This is a genomic window from Pseudomonas sp. FSL W5-0299 (assembly GCF_005930655.1).
GTDB classification, from domain to species: domain Bacteria; phylum Pseudomonadota; class Gammaproteobacteria; order Pseudomonadales; family Pseudomonadaceae; genus Aquipseudomonas; species Aquipseudomonas mandelii.
In genome coordinates this window covers 40,060-57,518 of sequence record NZ_RXHX01000009.1, presented here as the reverse complement: position 1 = coordinate 57,518, position 17,459 = coordinate 40,060, and the positions used below count along the sequence as shown (strand labels likewise).

Genomic DNA, 17,459 nt, shown 5'->3' with positions numbered 1-17,459 from the left:
ATTTCAATGTTATAGTATAACAATGCAATCAAGCCAGTCTGCTCTTGCCCTTCACGATAAAGGGTACGATGTTGAAACCCGCCCACGCCGTGAGAATTCCCATGCGCATTGCCCTGAAATCAGCGCTGGTTACCTTTTCGCTGTTGCTCGCCATAGACGCCCGGGCTCAGATCCCGAACCTGGCCACATGCACCCGAAGCGCCAATTTGCTCGCCTGCGTGGATGCCGATGGCAATACCTATAGCGTCAACACCGTTGGCAGCACGATCTACTTGCGCGGTTTCGAAAGGGTAGGCAAACGCTATTGGGCGCAGACCAACAGCCGTTACGGCCAGCTCACGTTTTTCACCGGCATCGCCTCCGACGGCGAAGCCTGGGTCGGTTACAACCGGCGAGTCGGCTGGACTACGATCAACCGCTTCTCCAGCTCAGGCGGCAGTAGCGCCAGGTTCACCTGTAGCAGGATCAGCGGCTGCTAGGCCTGCGCTTTTTTCTGTTGCTGTTGCCAGGCGATGTAGCTGTCGAGCGGCGGGTTCTTCTGAAAATAGCGCTGCAATCCTTCGAATAATCCATCAGCCACAGCCTGCTGATGGCGGGCGGTTACCAGTCGCTGACTGTCGCGGGCGTTGGAAATGAAGCCGGTTTCCACCAGGATCGATGGCACGTCCGGCGACTTCAGCACCGCGAATCCCGCTTGTTCCACACGCTTCTGATGCAGCGAGGTGATGGCCGCCAGACTGCCGAGCACGGTGCTCCCTAGCTGCAAGCTCGCGGCGATAGTGGCATTCATCGACATGTCGAGAATCACCCCGGCGAGCATTGGGTCCTTGTCCTTGAGATTGAGCAGACTGGTGGCGCCCAACAAGTCCGCGCCGTTCTCCCGCTGCGCCATGAAACGCGCCGTGGCCGAGGTGGCGCCGCCCTCCGACAAGCAATACACCGACGCGCCTGAAGCGGTGAGACGCGGCGCCGCGTCCGCATGCACCGAGATGAAGATATCGGCGTTGTGCTTGCGGGCAATCTCGACACGTTTACGCAGCGGAACGAAGAAGTCGTCGTTGCGCACCAACTTCACGTCGAAGCCCTTCTCGCGTTTCAACCGCTTGGCCAATAGCTGGGCGATGGACAGGACGACGTCTTTCTCTCGCTCCCCTTTGGCGCCCACTGCACCGGGGTCTTTGCCGCCGTGACCGGGGTCGACCACCACGATGATGTCGCGCCTGGGGTGAGCCTTGTCGCCCCTCGCCTGGGTCGCCTCGGCGATGTTGAGCGGCGCTGATGGCTTCAGATCGAGGACCAGCCGGTCGCCTTGGCCATCCTGCGGCGGCAGCAGAAAGCTGTTGAGCTGAACCGGGCCGCTGAGGTCGAGGACGATCCGCGTATCGCCCTGACCAAAACGCCCGGACCGGATCGAACGAATGACCGTATTGCCAAGCGCCAGTTGGCTGAAGTCACCGCTGAGGCTGGCACCACGCAGGTCAACAATCAGCCGCTCGGGAGTGCTTAGCGAGAAGGTTTTGTACTGCACCGGCCCGCTCAAATCGAACACCAGACGCAGCTTGTCATCCGATCGCCAGAGCCGCGCGTTGCGAATCTGCGTAGCCGAAACACCAAAGGGCAACGCGAACGCCGCGCAGGCCAGCATCCAGTTGAGCAAGTGACGTCGGTGCATGTTGGAAGCCGCTCGTGAAAAAGGCATGGTCGATTTCAATGTAATAACATAACATATGGAACCCCACTCCTACGACGGACCTGCTCATGAATGCGCTGACTCTGCCGGATATCGCCGCGCAGGCTTCCCGCCAAGCCCTGCCACTCGACTGGGTGGGCATGTGCGGCATCGCTCTTCCTGTGTTGTTCGATGGCCAACGGCTTAGTGCAAAGGTGGACGCCGGCGTGAGCCTCGATGATGGAGAAGCGCGCGGTATTCACATGTCCCGGCTGTATTTAGCGCTGGAAGCACTTGAACAGGAAAACCTGACGCCCGCCCTATTGCGGCGAGCTCTTCAACGTTTTCTCGACAGTCATGAAGGGCTGTCCCACGGCGCTTACTTAAAAATTGATGCGGATTTATTGCTCAAAAGGCCGGCGTTGATCAGTCCGCTGGCCGGCTGGAAAACCTATCCAGTGAGCATTGAAGCGCGTTTGAAAAACGCGATGTTCCACGTGGAACTAAAAATCGATGTTCCATACTCCTCGACCTGTCCGTGTTCAGCCGCACTTGCCCGGCAGTTGATTCAGCAACAATTCGTCGACGACTTCGCCAACAAGTCGCTGCAACACGCTGATGTATTGGCGTGGCTTGGTTCTACCAAAGGCATTGTTGCGACACCGCACAGCCAACGCAGCAACGCACGTTTACAGCTGCGGCTGGACGACTATCTGGATGACCTGCCGCTGATCGCACTCATCAATGACGCCGAAGCGGCACTCGGCACTGCCGTACAAACCGCCGTGAAGCGTGCCGATGAACAAGCCTTCGCCCTGGCCAATGGGCAAAACCTGATGTTCTGCGAGGACGCCGCTCGCCGATTGAATCTGGCCTTGAAACGCTCTCCCGGTATCAACGCTTTCCACATACGCGTCGTCCACGCCGAAAGCCTTCATGCCCACGATGCCGTTGCCGAAAGCCGATGGAACTGGGTAACCGCATGATCCGTTGTCAGGCATTGCGCTGGGGGGCGCCCGGTCAACCGCTTACGCCCCCTGTGAATTTTGAATTGCCCGAAGGCAGTCTGACTGCCGTGATCGGCGCCAATGGCTCGGGTAAAAGCAGTCTGCTGAAAGTCATCGCGGGGCTGCAAAAACCCTTGGCCGGAAAAGTCAGCCTCGCTATTTCACGCAAGGGCTCGCTTTCCTTCCTTCCTCAACAGCAACACCTGGACAGGCAATTCCCCATCAGCCTTCAGGAGTTGGTAGCCGCTGGTTTCTGGGGCAGCAAGCAATCGCCAGAGATACGCCACCAACGTATCAAAGCCGTGCTGGAAGACTGGTGCCTGACGGGATTGGAACAGCGCCCGTTGATGGCCCTTTCCGGCGGCGAATTGCAGCGCGCCCTGCTCGCTCGCTTGAGTCTTGCCGAAGCGCCTTTGCTGTTACTCGATGAACCCCACGCCGCGCTCGATGAGCTGGGCCAATCGCTGCTCTGGAAACACCTTCATAACTGGCACGCCGAAGGTCGAACCCTGGTGGTCGTGTGTCATGACCTGGCCGCCGTTCGCCAACACATTCCTCAAAGCCTGCTGATCAAAAGCAGCGGCTGCATCCTCGGCCCCAGTACCGAACTGATCCGCCAACCACAGCAAGTGCAGGTGGCCTGATGCTCGCTGCCGCTCAGCTTTGGCAACCGTTCCACGAGTTTGTATTCATGCGCCGGGCACTCTTGGGCGGATTGGTCTTGGCTTGCAGCACCGCGCCGTTGGGCGTGTTTCTGATCCTTCGCCGGATGAGTCTGATCGGCGACGCGGTGGCTCACGGCATCCTGCCGGGTGCAGCGCTCGGTTTCTGGTTCGCCGGCTTGAGCCTCCCGGCACTGACCATTGGCGGACTTGGTGCAGGCCTGAGCATGGCCGGACTCGCCGCATGGATCACCCGACGAACGGGGTTGCGCGAAGACGCGAGCCTCGCCGCGATCTATCCGATTTCCCTCGCCAGCGGCGTGCTGATCCTCGGCATTGCCGGCAAACGCCTGGACCTGCTTCACCTGCTGTTCGGCTCCGCACTGGCGGTCGATGGGCCGACGCTGACCGGCATGCTGTGGGTCTCCGGGTTCAGCCTGATCGCCATGGCGCTGATCTACCGACCCTTGCTGCTGGACACCCTCGACCCGCTTTTCCTGCAAACCGTCAGCCGTCTTGGCCCGCTGGCTCACGGCGTATTCCTGACCCTGGTGGTACTGAACCTGGTGATCGGCTTCCAGGCCATCGGTGCCTTGATGGTGGTCGGTTTAATGATGTTGCCGGCCGCCGCGTCGCGGTTCTGGAGTCGCCGTTTACCCGTATTGATTGCGATTGCGGCCCTGCTCGGCTGCCTCTCGGTATGGCTCGGCTTATTGCTGTCGTTCTATTACTCGCTGCCCAGCGGCCCGGCGATCGTGCTGGTAGCGGGCGGTTTGTATGCGCTGTCCGTGGTGTTCGGTCCGGTGCACGGTTTGTTGCGCCGCCCACCTTTGCTCACATCCCAATGAGGTTCTTTCCGATGCGCGCTTTACTCGTGCTGTTCAGTCTGATGCTGTCGATGTCGTTGTCTGCGGCGGAAAAACTTCAGGTGGTCACCAGTTTCAGCATCCTTGCCGACATGACCCATCAGGTCGGCGGCGACCATATCCAGATCACCAACATGGTCGGTCCTGACGCCGATGCCCACACCTACGAGCCGACTCCGGACGATGCCAAAGCCTTGCTCAAGGCCAGACTCATCATCAAAAACGGTTTGGGTTTCGAGCCATGGCTGGACCGCCTGGTGACCAGCACCGAGACCAAGGCCCCCGTCATCAGTGCGAGCCACGGCGTCATCCCGCGCTCCCTGGATGAAGACGGCGAGACCGTGCCCGACCCTCACGCCTGGCACAACCTGGCCAACACCGAGCTGTACATCAGCAACATCACCAAGGCGCTGATCGCCGCCGACCCGGCGAACACAGCCGACTACCAACGCAACAGCCAGGCCTACCTGAAACAGATCTACGCACTGCTCGCCCAAGCCAAGGCCAAGCTCGGTTCGCTACCACCGGGCAATCGCAAGATCGTCACCTCTCACGATGCGTTCGGTTATCTGGGCCAGGCCTACGGCATCGACTTCATGGCGCCGCAAGGCCTGTCGACGGAACGCGAACCTTCAGCCGCGGAAGTCGCTGCACTGATCACCCAGATTCGTCAGGCCAAGGTCAAAGCGGTGTTCATGGAAAACATCAAGGATGCCCGTCTGCTCAAGCAGATTGCCGATGAAAGCGGCGCGCACATCGGTGGCACGTTGTACTCCGATGCGCTCGCCGCAAGCGGTCCGGCGAGTACCTTTGCCGGCCTGTTCGAATACAACCTCAACACCCTCTACGACGCATTGAGCAAGCCATGATCCGCAAGAACCCCTCAGGCGATTTGCCACTGATTGCGGAATCCGCCTATGTGGATAAAACTGCGATCATCTGCGGCAAGGTGGTGATTGGCGAGAACGTCTTCGTCGGCCCCTACGCCGTCATTCGGGCTGACGAAGTGGACGCGTCAGGCGAGATGGAGCCCATCACTATCGGCGCCAACTCGAACATTCAGGATGGTGTGGTGATCCACTCCAAGTCCGGCGCGGCGGTGACCATTGGCGAGTTCAGTTCAATCGCTCACCGCTCCATCGTTCATGGCCCTTGCACGGTTGGCGATCGAGTGTTCATCGGTTTCAACAGCGTACTGTTCAACTGCGCGGTCGGCGATGGCTGCGTGGTGCGGCACAACTCGGTGGTCGACGGTCGTGACTTGCCCGAAGACTTCTACGTGCCCTCCACCACCCGTATCGGCCCCAACACCGACCTGTCGCAGTTCCCACCGGTGAGCGTCAGTGCCTCGGAATTTTCCGAGGACGTGGCGCGCACCAACGTCGACCTGGTGCGCGGCTACAAAGCCCTGCAGAACGAGTTTTGACCATGAGCAGCGTGCTGATTCGCAATGCCAGATTGGTGAACGAAGGTCGGGAATTCGATGGCGACCTGCTGGTGAGCAACGGCAGGATCGTGAAGATCGCGGGCAGTATCAACGGAGAAAATGCCCACGTCGAAATCGATGCACAAGGACAGTGGCTAGTGCCTGGAATGATCGATGACCAGGTGCATTTCCGAGATCCCGGGGCACCGGACAAGGGTAGCTTTTACACCGAATCGCGGGCGGCCGTGGCGGGCGGCATCACCAGTTTCATGGACATGCCCAATACAAATCCGGCAACCCTGACCCTCGCGGCACTCGATGACAAGAAGCGTCGAGCAGCGATCAACTCCGTCGCCAACTACGGCTTTCACTTCGGCGTGAGCAACGACAACCTCGACACCGTGGCGGCGCTCAATCCCTGTGAAGTAGCCGGTGTGAAAGTGTTCATGGGCGCCTCTACCGGCAACATGCTGGTGGACGATCCGCAGACGCTCGAGCGATTGTTCGCCGAGGTGCCGACCCTTCTGCTGGCCCATTGCGAACACACACCCAGCATCGAAGCCAATGCTGCAAAAGTGCTCGAGCGTTTTGGCGAGCACATTCCCGCCTCGGTGCACCCGCAGATTCGCGATGCCGAAGCGTGCTTTCGTTCGTCCTCAATGGCCGTGGACCTGGCCAGGCGACACGGCACCCGCCTGCACGTTTTGCATTTGACCACCGCGCGTGAACTGGCATTGTTCGAAGACAAACCGCTGACACATAAGCGCATTAGCGCCGAAGTCTGCCTGCATCATTTGCTGTTCGATGATCGCGACTACCCGAGCCTCGGCAACCTGATCAAATGCAATCCGGCGATCAAGACTCAGGCCGATCGTGATGCCCTGCGCCAAGCCCTGATGAGCAATCGGCTGGACGTCATCGGCAGCGATCACGCGCCGCACACCTGGGCGGAAAAACAACGGCCCTACCACCAGGCCCCGTCCGGATTGCCATTGGTGCAACACGCCCTGCCCGCGTTAATGGAACTGGTGATCGACGAAGTACTGCCGATAACTGCCCTCGTGGCCAAGACCAGTCATCGCGTGGCTGATCTGTTTGCCATTCCCGACCGCGGCTATCTGCGCGAAGGCTACTGGGCCGACCTCGTTCTGATCAAAGCCGAGCCAGAGGGCGTGGCCGTTTCCAGGCAGCCGATCTTGTCGCAATGCGGCTGGACACCCTTCGCTCGCCAGCGTTTTCGCCACAGCGTCAGCACCACGATCGTATCGGGGCAAATCGCCTGGCACGACAAACGTCTTAATGACAACTGCCAGGGTTTACCCCTACGGTTTATGCGCTAACGCGCGTTAATTGCACTCGAGAGCACCGACATGATTCACATCACCCTGAGCGATGGTTCATTGCGTGAATACGACCAGCCGTTGTCGGTGTATGAATTCGCCGCGAGCATCGGTGCCGGGCTGGCCAGAGCGGCCGTGGCTGGTCGGGTGGACGGTGTTCTGGTGGACTGTGAGTTCATGATCGAGGCCGATGCCCGGGTCGGCATCGTCACGCCTCAGGAACCCGATGGGTTGGAGATCTTGCGACGCTCCTGCGCATTGATGCTGGCGGTGGCCATCAAGCAACTCTATCCAAAAGCGCAATTACAGATCGGATCGGCGATGGGTGATGGCTTCTTCTACGAGTTTGCGTTTGAGCGTCTGTTACACCTGGTCGACCTTGCCGGTATCGAAGCGCGCATGAGGACCCTGGCTGCAACCAACCATTCGATCCGGCGCAGAAAGCCGCCAACCGGATCGACGCCGCCGGAAAAGTCATTGCCCTATCTCCTTGGGGACTTCGAGTGTCTGTCAGTGGGGCCGCATGTTCCCGCAACCCGGGTATTGCAGGCATTCGCGCTCGATCACATCAGCGGCACCGCGCCACAACGGATTTATGGAACGTGCTGGCCCAGCCAACAGGAACTGGATGACTGGCGGGCGCCGCTGCACGTGATCATTGTCAGCATGGACGAGCGTCAGGCGGATTACGCACAGTCGGTGACCGAGGCGTTGCGCCGGGGTGGCGTGCGCGCTCGTGCCGATCTGCGCAACGAGAAAGTCCGCCACAAGATCCGCGAGCACAGTCAGCAAGTGCCGTATCTGGTGGTGATCGGTGAGAAAGAAAAAGCCGGCGGGTTTGTCAGTGTGCGCAGCCGCACCGGAGAGGATTTCGGCAGGATGGCGGTTGATGCGGTGTGTGAGTGGTTGAGGTCAATTGGCATTGCGAGAGTCTGAGCCGGCTCCTTCGCGGGCAAGCCTCGCTCCCACAGGATCTGCATCGACCCTGTAGGAGCGAGGCTTGCCCGCGAAGCTTTTAAGCCCTCGGCTTGACCGTCCCGCAATCCTGACCCAGCCAAACCGCACGGGTATCGAGGCTACCCTTCTGCTGAAGGCCGGTCGCATTAAACGTGCCGTTGACCTTGGTGGTGAACTCACGATCACTGAGGAAAGTGGCGACCCCCGCGCCCTGCGCTTTCGGACAGCTGAAACGGAATTTCCACTGATTACCGCTGCGGTCAGTGATTTCCTGTTTGCAGCCCGATTGCGGGTCCGTCAGCGGGATATTGTCTGACTTCACTTGCTCCGGCGTCAGGCACGCCCGAATCCCCTTTCCGCCCATGGTGATGCCCTGCTTCTCCAGCTGCGCACGCTGTTGCGGAGTCATCTGGCCCTGCAACTGGCCGAGGATCAGCTGCAAGTCCGGCAGGTTCTGGTCATCGACCTTCATGTTGCTCGTGGTCAACTCCCACAAACCTGGCTGCAGCATCTGCGCCTGAGCGGCCAGGGGAACTGCTAAACCTAAAGCCACGGCCAAACCCAGCAGACGAACGTTCATCGAGTAACTCCTGATCAGTAGTGGCCGTTAGACGTCAGCCGCAGGCTTCAGTTCATGGGCCAATTAAATAGCGACATTCTGCACGGAACATGGTCTGTTAAGCATTGAATCTTCAGGAGCAAGGCTGCCCCATGGATTACTTTGGACCGCACATTTTCGGCTACATGATTGCACTGCTTCATACGCTGGGCCTGATCGCAGCCATCCACGCCGTACTCACCGTCCGGACCGCCCAGGGCGCTATCGCCTGGGCCCTGTCGTTGATCTTCATGCCTTACCTCACGCTTATTCCGTATCTGGTCTTTGGCCGCAGCACCTTCGATGGCTACATCAAGGCGCGGCGCCAGGCCAACGAGGAAATGCGCAAGGCGATCTCAGAGCTCAACTGGCGCCCCTGGGTAGAAGAGGCGCTGACCGCACGCGCCTCCAACGCCTACGCGTCCCTGCGGGCGATGCCGAAACTGGGGCGCATGCCGTGCCTGGCGAACAACGAAGTGCGCTTGCTGATCAACGGCCAAGCCACCTTCGACGCAATTTTCGAAGCCATCGAAAACGCGAAGGAAGCGGTGCTGATTCAATTCTTCATCATCCACGACGACCGCCTCGGCCAGCGCCTGCAAACCCTGCTGCTCAAGAAAGCCGCAGAAGGCGTGGCCATACACTTGCTGTACGACCGCATCGGCAGCCATTCCCTGCCCCACAGTTACGTGCAGCCGTTGCGCGATGCCGGCGTCGAGGTCAAAGCCTTCGCCACCCGCAGCGGCTGGCTTAACCGTTTCCAGGTCAACTTCCGCAATCACCGCAAGATCGTCGTGGTCGACGGGGTTTTGGGCTTCGTCGGCGGGCATAACGTTGGCGACGAATACATGGGCGAGAAACCGCCGCTGGCGCCCTGGCGCGATACCCACGTGCGGGTATGCGGGCCGGTGGTGGCCTGTATGCAGGAATCGTTTGCCGAAGACTGGTTCTGGGCGGCGCGATCATTGCCACCACTGATCCTGCCGGACGTGTATCCGGACGACGGTGTGCTCTGCCAATTACTCGCCAGCGGCCCGGCCGATTCCTACGAAACCTGTTCATTGTTCTTCGTCGAAGCCATCCATGCGGCAACAGAAAGGGTGTGGATCACCAGCCCCTACTTCATCCCCGACGAAGCCGTGTTCGCTGCGTTGAGACTGGCCGCTCTTCGAGGCGTGGATGTGCGGCTGCTTCTGCCCTCACGACCGGACCACCGAATCGTTTACGCGGCCTCAAGCCTTTATGCTTTCGAAGCCGTGCGCGCAGGCGTGCGCGTGTTTCGGTACGCGCCGGGTTTCCTGCATCAGAAGGTGGTGTTGATCGACAGTGAAATCAGCGCCATTGGCAGCGCCAACCTGGATAACCGCTCATTCCGGCTCAATTTCGAAGTGATGTTACTGACCGTCGACAGCGCGTTTGCCGCCGAGGTGGAACAGATGCTCAATGATGACTTCGCCCAGGCCCACGAGATCGCCAAAGAAGAAAGCCGGGAGACCCGCCGCCTGCAACAGGTCGGCATGCGGATCGCCCGGCTTATTTCACCGATTCTCTAAAGGTAGATGTCGTCTCGCGTCCAAGGCAGTTCATGGCTGCCATCGGCGTGGGCTTTCACCGCGAGGATCTGGTGCAGGTTGATCCAGCCTCTGGCGAACGCGTAAGCGCATCCCGCCAGGTACAACCGCCAGATCCGCAGCGCCTGTTCCGGAACCAGTTTTGAAGCCGCTTCCAGATTGTCCTCCAGGCGTTCGCTCCAATGGTCCAGGGTGCGCGCGTAATGCAGGCGCAGGCTCTCGACATCGACGATTTCCAGCCCCGCTTCGCTGATCTCGGCGGAGATCATCGACAGGTGCGGCAACTCGCCGTTGGGGAACACATATTTCTCGATGAAATCCCCGGCACCGCGCCCCACAGGTCGGCCATCCGTGTGCTTGGCGGTGATCCCGTGGTTCATTACCAGGCCGCCCTCTTTCACTGCACCGAACAAGGTCTTGCAGTACTCGGCCAGGTTGGCGTGGCCGACGTGTTCGAACATGCCGACGCTGACCACCTTATCGAAGCGCCCGTCCTGAGGCAGATCGCGGTAGTCGAGCAGTTGCAGTTCAACCAGATCGTCCAGGCCTTCGGCGGTCACTCTTTCACGGGCCAGGGCCAGTTGCTCTTTACTCAGGGTAATCCCGAACACTTTCGCGCCAAACTCGCGGGCCGCGAAACGGGCCAGCCCTCCCCAACCGCAACCGACATCCAGCAGGTATTCACCTGGTTGCAGACGTAGCTTGCGGCACAGGTGGCGGAACTTGGCTTGCTGGGCTTGCTCCAGCGTTTCGCTGCCGGTCTCGAAATAGGCGCAGGAATACGCCATGTCGCTGTCGAGCCACAGCTGATAAAACGCATTGGAAAGGTCGTAGTGGTAGGAAATCGCCTTCGCGTCGGTTTCCTTGTCGTGGACCGTGCGCACAGGCTGACTGTCGTCGTCCTCGCTCAACAACGCCTGACTCCATTCATCACAAACGCGGATCACGTCGCTGATGGAGCCTTCGAGTTCCAGCTTGCCTTCGACAAACGCCGCTCCGAGCGCGTCCAGGCTGGGGTGAGTGAACTGGGTAACCATTTGTGGGTCCTTGACCACAATAGTGACGCTGGGCGTCGGCCCCAGGTTGAATTCATGGCCGTCCCAGAGTCGCAGGCGTAGCGGTAACTGCAGATTCTGTAAGGCCGGTGGAAGTTGCGCGAGCATGGAAAGTCCCCCTTGTTTCAGACGTCTGATGTGAGGGTAGACCATCCTAGAAAAATAGCTGGCTATCGATTTAATAGCGTTTTTCTATAACTCGCGGCGCTTAAACCAGCCGTCGTGCGTCCACAAAAGCAGATGGTCCTTACCCTAGATGACTACAAATTTGATGCACAGTTCTAAAAACTCGGTTTTGCCCTCATAGCCCTGGTTTAGAAGCGTTCAAGCCTCGTCTTTAATTTTCAGCAAAGGCTCCTGAAAGCGCAGCAGACGCCCCGCATTACCGAGCACCAACAACGTACTGAAGTTATGCAGCAACGCTGCAATCATCGCCCCCGCAGCACCGAGCCAGCCGAATGCCGCAAACGCGACAATCGCCAGGGTCCAGCCCAGACCGATGATCACGTTGACCTGCAAGGTCTGCCGACATTGTCGACTCAACCGGACACAGGTGCCGAGGCGACGCAGGTCGCTGCCGATCAACACAATGTCCGCCGACGCCAGCGCGATGTCCGCGCCCCCCGCGCCCATGGCCACCCCCACGACGCCGGCCTTGAGTGCCAGCGAATCGTTGATGCCATCCCCCACCACCATCGGCCGGAAGCCGTTGCCGATTTCCGTCAGCACCCGGTTGAGTTTGTCCTCAGGCAGTGCCTGCGCTTCAACGTCACTGATGCCGACATCCCGTGCCAGCGTGTGCGCGACGCTGTGCCGATCGCCCGTAAGTAACAACTGGCGACCCAAACCCAGTTCACGTAATTCACTCAAGGCAAAACGCGCCTCAGGTTTGACGCTGTCTGCCAGCAACAGCCAGGCCAGGAATTCACCGTTGAGTGCCAGCCCGGCAATCGGGCCATCGTGTTCGGGAACCGCCGAAGTGGCGATGCCCAGTTGCGCGAATAGCTCTGGACGGCCGAGCGCTGCTTCGCCCTGCTCCGTCATCGCGACCACGCCCAGGCCCTGGCGCTCGTGGATGTCCGACAGCAGCAGAAAATGTTCCTGAGTGACCAACCCGGCGAGCGCACGGCTCACCGGATGACTGCTAGCCGAGCCGAGGCTCGCAGCGAGTTTAAGCACGTGACTGCGGTCCTCCAGCGGGCTGTCGATGGACTGCAAGCGCAAGGTGCCAAACGTCAGGGTTCCGGTCTTGTCGACCACCAGCGACGTGAGGTCCGCCAACTCTTCCAGGAACGCCGAGCTGCGAATCAGAATCCCATGCCGCGCCGCCACCGCCACGCCGGCAATCGCCGTGGCCGGCGCCGATAACACCAACGCGCAAGGACACGCCGCCACCAGCACCGCGAGCATCGCCTGGGCATCATTGGTGACAAACCAGGTCACTGCGGCCAACAGCAATACCAACACCATGTAACTGCCGGCGTAACGTTCAAGCAAACGGGTGATCGGCGGCTTCGAACGCTCGGCGCTTTGCATCAGGGCGATGACTTTACCGAGGGTCGATTCGTTGCCGGTGCGCGTCACTTCGAGGCGCAGCAAACCGTCGAGATTGATCGCGCCGCCAAAGACCTGCATGCCGACACCCGTCTCGATCGGCACCGACTCACCGGTGATTGATGCCGTGTCCAGACTGGCCTGACCGGACAACACCCGACCATCGGCCGGCACTCGGTCGCCCGCACGTACCTCGACAATGTCGCCGGTTTTAAGTGTGCCGTTGTCGACTTCGACGATGGCTCCGTCAGCCTGAACCTTGCGAGCGTGACTGCGGGTCAGTTTGCCGAGCGCACGAATCGCTTCCTGGGAACCGATCACGCTGCGCTCTTCCAGCACGTGGCCGAAGATCATGATGATCGGCAGCAAGGCAGCAGTCAGCAGATCACCCGTCGCCCAGGCACCGAGCATGGCGAGGGCAATCAGCTGATCGGTGATCCCGTGCAAGCTCGGATATCGCAGGCTGTACCACGCCGAACGCATCACTGGCACGGCCACCAGCAACGATGCAAAACCCAACAGCAATTGACTGACGCCCGTCTGCTCCGGTGACAGCCAGCGCCAGATCAACCCGAGGCTGAGCAAGCCAAGGGCAAGCATGGCCAAGGTCAATTGGCGTGCAGCGCTGCGTTGTTCAGCCGAGGACAACAGGCTGGGTGCGGCGGCGGTTGAGGTGGTCATTGCGCTGCTCCCTGAATGATCAGGCGGGAATCATCTTTCGGATTGACCGTCGTTACTGAGCCGGCCTGGCCGAGAATCTTCGGCATCCGCTCGCGGTAGATACGCAGCAACATTTGCGGGTCAGTGCCCTGTTGTTGCGCGTGGGCCAGGCTCAACACCGTGGCCGTATCAGCCGAAGCTTTGGCCAGCCGTTCGCTCGCCTGGGCGTGGGCGACTTGCAGTGTCCGGTCGCCTTGTTCATTGGCGGTCTGGGTCAGTTTCTCGGCCTCGGTGCGCGCATTGGCGACGGTTTTGTCCGCTTGCTGGCTGGCGGTCAGCACCGCATTGAAAGCGTTCACCGCTGGGCCGGGCAGACTCGATTGCACGTCGACTCGCGCCACTTCGATACCCAGCCCCTGTCCTGTCGCGGTCAGCTCGGCCAGACGCTGATTGATGCCCTGCACCAAATCACCGCGCAGACGTTCGCGACGTTCTGCCGCCTGATTGTCGCTACCGATCAGTTCCGGCCGCGCCACCAAAATGGTGTCCAGGTCTCGCGCGGCCGTCAGGGCAACGGCGCTGCGGGTGACTAGCCGATCGAGTGCCGGCAAAACATGTTCACCTTGAAGCACGAAGGCATAAGGTTCGGTGACCTTGTAGAAAACCCGCACATCCAGCTGCACCACGCCCGCGTCACCGGTCAGCAAATAGCCCGATCCAGCGAGCGTATCGCTCAGCGGTGTCGCGAAAGACGCCACCCGATCGGCCTGCAACGCAGCATCGCTACGAAGCAGATTCTCCACCCGACGTTCGATCACCCGATCAGCTGCCGGCAACAAAATCACTTGCTCAAACGGGCGCGGCCAGGCCAATAGCAAACCGGCATTCTGGATGCGATCCAGCGCGCCGAAGTGCAGGACCACCGCCCGATTCTGAGGATCAATCTGCCGCACATTGGAGAATGCCCACGCTAACGCAGCCAGAACGGTCACGCCGTAAAGCGCCAAAAAAGCCAATCGCCCAGCCTGAATCCAGGGGCTGCTTAACTCATGTGTTCCACGTGGAACTAAATTCATGGCTGTGACCCGGACTTGTTATCGAGGGTCGGTGGACCGTCAACCAGCACCCGGAAAGGTGCAGCATCAGTGCGCAATATCAGCTTGGTGTCCGGGGTGACGATCGTGCCCAATGTATCGAGGGAGCGCAGCAAGTTGTAAAGCTGTGGCGAACCGGCGTAGGCACGGCCGTAAATCTGCGCGGCTTCGACGCGGGATTGGGCTTCGATATCGGCAGCTTTCACCGTCGCATCAGCTTGCACGATGCGCGCATCTCGTTCAGCCGCGGACCGGATTTGCGCGGCTTCACGCTTGCCGATGGCGGTGCGCTCGGTGGCAATTGTTTCACGCTCGGCGCGCATGCGATCGACGGTGGCGGTGAGCGTCACCGACGGCAGGGTCAAACGCTCGATGCCCACTTGCAGCACGCGAACGCCATACGTGGTCAGCAACTGCTGATCGATCTGTTTACGCAACTGCGCTTCGAAGTCGGCAATGTGCACCTGATTGGCGTCGGTGTTGACCAGATTGGCCAGGTCGAAACTGCTCGCGGTGGTTTCCAGTGCCGACCCCACAAACGTGCGAATCTGCCGCGCCGCTTCGTCCGGCTGATTCTGCACGGCGCGCATAAAGCGCTGCACATTGTCCGGGTCGCCCTGAACCTGCCACGCCACGTAGGCCTGAACAATGATGCGCAATCCGTCGCGCGTTCCCACATCCTGCAAACCGCTGGAGGTGGTGCGCAGCCGTAAGTCGACCGGAATGGCCGCTTCAAACGGTGCCGGCCAGCGCCAGCCGAGACCCGGCTCCAGCAACACCCGCGACGGATTACCGAAGCGAGTAATCACCGTGGCCTCCCCCGAGCGAACCTGCACCAGACTCGCTGCCGCGATGGCGAATGCCACGAGCAACGCCGCCCACCCCATGCGCCGCCACGGGAATGGACCGGCTTCCTGTGAATCACCGTGATGATGGTGGTGACCGTGGTGATGTCCGCCATGTCCGTGATCGTGGCCGGCGTGGTCGTCATGATCGTGAGAGTGCGACTGGCTCAATGGGTAGCTCCTGGCTGAGCGCTGTTGCGCGGCGACGCAGGATCGGCCGGCAGCGTGAAGGTACGTAGGTCGATGGTCGGTGCATTGCTGGTGCCGCCCAGACGATGATCGAGCACCAGCAATTTGGCGTTAGCCAGACCCTGGGTCAGTTGGCTGAAATACTGCTCCAGCAAGAACGCTTGGCCGGCACTGGCATAGGCTTTTTGTTCGGCGGTGAATTTCAGATCAGCCGCCTGCGCGGCGGAGTTGATTTCATGCGCGCTGGCGCTCGCCTGATCGCGAGCGATGCTGGCCTGCAACTGCGCTTGATTGGTTGCTTGCGCTGCTGCCCCGCGCTCACGCGAGATCAATGCCTGGGCACCAATCTGCGCCGCCTGAACGCCGTGATAAGCGTTGGCTGCACCGGCCGGCGGATGGATCGCCTCCACCACGGTGGCGAGAATTTCCACACCGCTGTCGAGCTTCTGCAGATCAGATTGCACGGCGCGGCCGATCTCCTCGGCCAGCCCTACCCTGTCCTCGCCAAGCAAACCGTCGAGGGTCCGCGAGGCAAAGTCGTGCACCAGAATCCGGCTGGCAGTGCTGCGAATCAGCGTCGGTACATCGGCGCTGTTGTACGTCGCAGCCAACGCCGCTTGATCGGTCAGACCGATGCGGTACACAAAACGCACGTCCATGTTAACGATCTGAAAGCTCTGCTTGTCGGCACGGCTGCTGGCGATCACCTGGGATTTATCGTTCACATGGCTGGCGTCCCACAAGCGATTGGCAATCGCCGGCGCCGGGCCTTCTGCAGGCTCCAGGACGACCGGCACCGATGTTTCGCCAACGCTTGTTGCCAACTCGTGAACCACGCCGTTTTCAACGCTCAACACCCGGCCCAGCGGCCACGGTAAACCGGCGTGCAAACCCGGACCGAACACTTCCACCGGTTTGCCGAAACGTTCGTAGATGCCCCGCCCTTGCAGGGGTATTTCGTGGACGCCGGTGAGCGACCAGCCGACGATCGCCACCACCGCCATCACCGGCAAAAATGCCCGACGCATATAGGTGAAGGCCCAGATCTGCCGCAAGTCGATGCCGAAGCGGTTATGCAGTTCGTGCTGCAACGCCAGCAACGGTTGTGGCGGCCAGCGCAGCATGTCGGCGACAACACTTCGTGCCAGCAACGTCGGTTCAAAGTGTTCACGGCGAGGACTGAACAACGACAACATGGCGCGTAGCAGCAACTCGGCCGCGACCAGTCCCGGCAGCAACCCGATCAACACGGCAAGGCGTACTGGCCAGACCGAAGTTTCGCTGCCAAACAACAAACACAACGCGCTGAGCACCAGGCAAATGATCGCCACCCGGCTCAGTTGCGCCAACTGCCCCGCTTCTGGCCATTGGGCGACGTTTTCCTGGGCGAGCTGACGCTCAAGCACCAGCAAACCGAAGGCCAGCAACAACGACAGCACGGCACCGACGCTTGCCGATAATCCCAACGCTGCGGGCGCCAACGCGAGGTTCCAGAACTGGCTGATGCTGTAGATCGCCAACAGTGCCCAACCGGCGAGCCATAGGGTCGGTGCGCCGATCTGCCCGAGCAAGCGCACCCAGCGCTGACCGAGCCGCTCCAGCAGTCGCTCATACCAGCCATCGGGGGCAACGGTTTCATCCGAAACAACCTCTGGCAGCGGCGGATTCATCGCTTGCGCGCGCCACTGAGTCACCCACCATGCCGATTGCAGGCCGGCAATCAGCACCAGCAAACCGGCGCTCTGATTCACCAGCAACGGGGCCCACAGCGACAACGGCGCAAACAGCCCGACAAAAAACGCCAACACCAACCCGACCGCCGCCAAGGCACTCAGGCCGATGGCGAACTGACGCAATCGCCGCCCTTGAAAAACCGCCTGCTGAAAGCGCGGCAGCCCGGCTACCTGCGTTCCATCGACTTCGAGATCGACTTGCATACCACCCCAGTGCTTATCATTGGCCACAT

General features: G+C 60.4%; 16 protein-coding genes. 9 read left to right on the top strand and 7 right to left on the bottom strand.

The features are described from left to right. Positions 1 to 101 precede the first annotated feature (101 nt). Positions 102 to 479, top strand: coding sequence for a glutamine synthetase (locus tag FHL16_RS13855; RefSeq protein WP_077748530.1), 378 nt, complete (start codon positions 102 to 104; stop codon positions 477 to 479). Here the strand turns inward: FHL16_RS13855 and FHL16_RS13850 are convergent. Beyond that, positions 476 to 1,672: an N-acetylmuramoyl-L-alanine amidase gene (locus FHL16_RS13850; RefSeq protein WP_077748529.1), complete on the bottom strand. Its 1,197-nt coding sequence runs from the start codon at positions 1,670 to 1,672 to the stop codon at positions 476 to 478. The genes FHL16_RS13855 and FHL16_RS13850 overlap by 4 nt on opposite strands. An 86-nt stretch (positions 1,673 to 1,758) precedes the next feature. On the opposite strand from FHL16_RS13850, the gene folE2 reads away from it, so the two are divergent. Genes folE2 through FHL16_RS13815 form a run of 7 tightly spaced genes read left to right on the top strand, consistent with a single transcriptional unit; the run spans position 1,759 to position 7,906 of the window. Next, on the top strand, positions 1,759 to 2,655 hold the full coding sequence (gene folE2, locus FHL16_RS13845) for a GTP cyclohydrolase FolE2 (protein ID WP_010465390.1): 897 nt from the start codon (positions 1,759 to 1,761) through the stop codon (positions 2,653 to 2,655). Then, a complete protein-coding gene (locus FHL16_RS13840) occupies positions 2,652 to 3,320 on the top strand; it encodes a metal ABC transporter ATP-binding protein (protein WP_077748528.1) in 669 nt (222 codons plus the stop codon). The genes folE2 and FHL16_RS13840 overlap by 4 nt, the downstream gene beginning before the upstream one ends. Next, entirely contained in the window at positions 3,320 to 4,186 is an 867-nt protein-coding gene (locus tag FHL16_RS13835) for a metal ABC transporter permease (protein WP_077748527.1), read from the top strand. Before FHL16_RS13840 ends, FHL16_RS13835 begins: the two co-directional genes overlap by 1 nt. 11 nt (positions 4,187 to 4,197) lie before the next feature. After that, a complete protein-coding gene (locus FHL16_RS13830) occupies positions 4,198 to 5,073 on the top strand; it encodes a metal ABC transporter substrate-binding protein (protein ID WP_010465393.1) in 876 nt (291 codons plus the stop codon). Beyond that, the gene (locus FHL16_RS13825; RefSeq protein WP_077748526.1) at positions 5,070 to 5,630 is read left to right on the top strand and encodes a gamma carbonic anhydrase family protein; all 561 of its coding nucleotides are present in this window, start codon (positions 5,070 to 5,072) and stop codon (positions 5,628 to 5,630) included. The genes FHL16_RS13830 and FHL16_RS13825 overlap by 4 nt, the downstream gene beginning before the upstream one ends. 2 nt (positions 5,631 to 5,632) lie before the next feature. Further along, positions 5,633 to 6,970, top strand: coding sequence for a dihydroorotase (locus FHL16_RS13820; protein WP_077748525.1), 1,338 nt, complete (start codon positions 5,633 to 5,635; stop codon positions 6,968 to 6,970). A gap of 30 nt (positions 6,971 to 7,000) precedes the next feature. Beyond that, positions 7,001 to 7,906 carry a His/Gly/Thr/Pro-type tRNA ligase C-terminal domain-containing protein gene (locus tag FHL16_RS13815; protein ID WP_077748524.1) on the top strand — a complete coding sequence of 302 codons (906 nt, stop codon included), beginning with the start codon at positions 7,001 to 7,003 and terminating at the stop codon, positions 7,904 to 7,906. A 79-nt stretch (positions 7,907 to 7,985) separates the two neighbouring features. On the opposite strand, the gene FHL16_RS13810 is transcribed toward FHL16_RS13815, so the two are convergent. Next, positions 7,986 to 8,507: a DUF3617 domain-containing protein gene (locus FHL16_RS13810; RefSeq protein WP_010465397.1), complete on the bottom strand. Its 522-nt coding sequence runs from the start codon at positions 8,505 to 8,507 to the stop codon at positions 7,986 to 7,988. 131 nt (positions 8,508 to 8,638) lie between these two features. Here FHL16_RS13810 and cls point away from each other — a divergent pair, with 131 nt between their 5' ends. After that, entirely contained in the window at positions 8,639 to 10,078 is a 1,440-nt protein-coding gene (gene cls, locus FHL16_RS13805) for a cardiolipin synthase (protein WP_077748523.1), read from the top strand. Here the strand turns inward: cls and cfaB are convergent. The 5 genes from cfaB to hflK (FHL16_RS13780) all read right to left on the bottom strand — a co-directional run bounded on the left by cfaB (position 10,075) and on the right by hflK (FHL16_RS13780) (position 17,430). Further along, positions 10,075 to 11,259 (bottom strand): C17 cyclopropane fatty acid synthase CfaB, encoded by a 1,185-nt coding sequence (gene cfaB / locus FHL16_RS13800; RefSeq protein ID WP_077748522.1) that lies wholly within the window; start codon positions 11,257 to 11,259, stop codon positions 10,075 to 10,077. The genes cls and cfaB overlap by 4 nt on opposite strands. Before the next feature lie 216 nt (positions 11,260 to 11,475). Further along, positions 11,476 to 13,386 carry a cation-translocating P-type ATPase gene (locus FHL16_RS13795; RefSeq protein WP_077748521.1) on the bottom strand — a complete coding sequence of 637 codons (1,911 nt, stop codon included), beginning with the start codon at positions 13,384 to 13,386 and terminating at the stop codon, positions 11,476 to 11,478. Beyond that, positions 13,383 to 14,441 carry a protease modulator HflK gene (gene hflK, locus FHL16_RS13790; RefSeq protein WP_077748520.1) on the bottom strand — a complete coding sequence of 353 codons (1,059 nt, stop codon included), beginning with the start codon at positions 14,439 to 14,441 and terminating at the stop codon, positions 13,383 to 13,385. The genes FHL16_RS13795 and hflK (FHL16_RS13790) overlap by 4 nt, the downstream gene beginning before the upstream one ends. Then, a complete protein-coding gene (gene hflC / locus FHL16_RS13785) occupies positions 14,438 to 15,475 on the bottom strand; it encodes a protease modulator HflC (RefSeq protein ID WP_010465405.1) in 1,038 nt (345 codons plus the stop codon). The genes hflK (FHL16_RS13790) and hflC overlap by 4 nt, the downstream gene beginning before the upstream one ends. Beyond that, entirely contained in the window at positions 15,472 to 17,430 is a 1,959-nt protein-coding gene (gene hflK / locus FHL16_RS13780) for a protease modulator HflK (protein WP_077748593.1), read from the bottom strand. The genes hflC and hflK (FHL16_RS13780) overlap by 4 nt, the downstream gene beginning before the upstream one ends. Between the last annotated feature and the right edge of the window lie 29 nt (positions 17,431 to 17,459).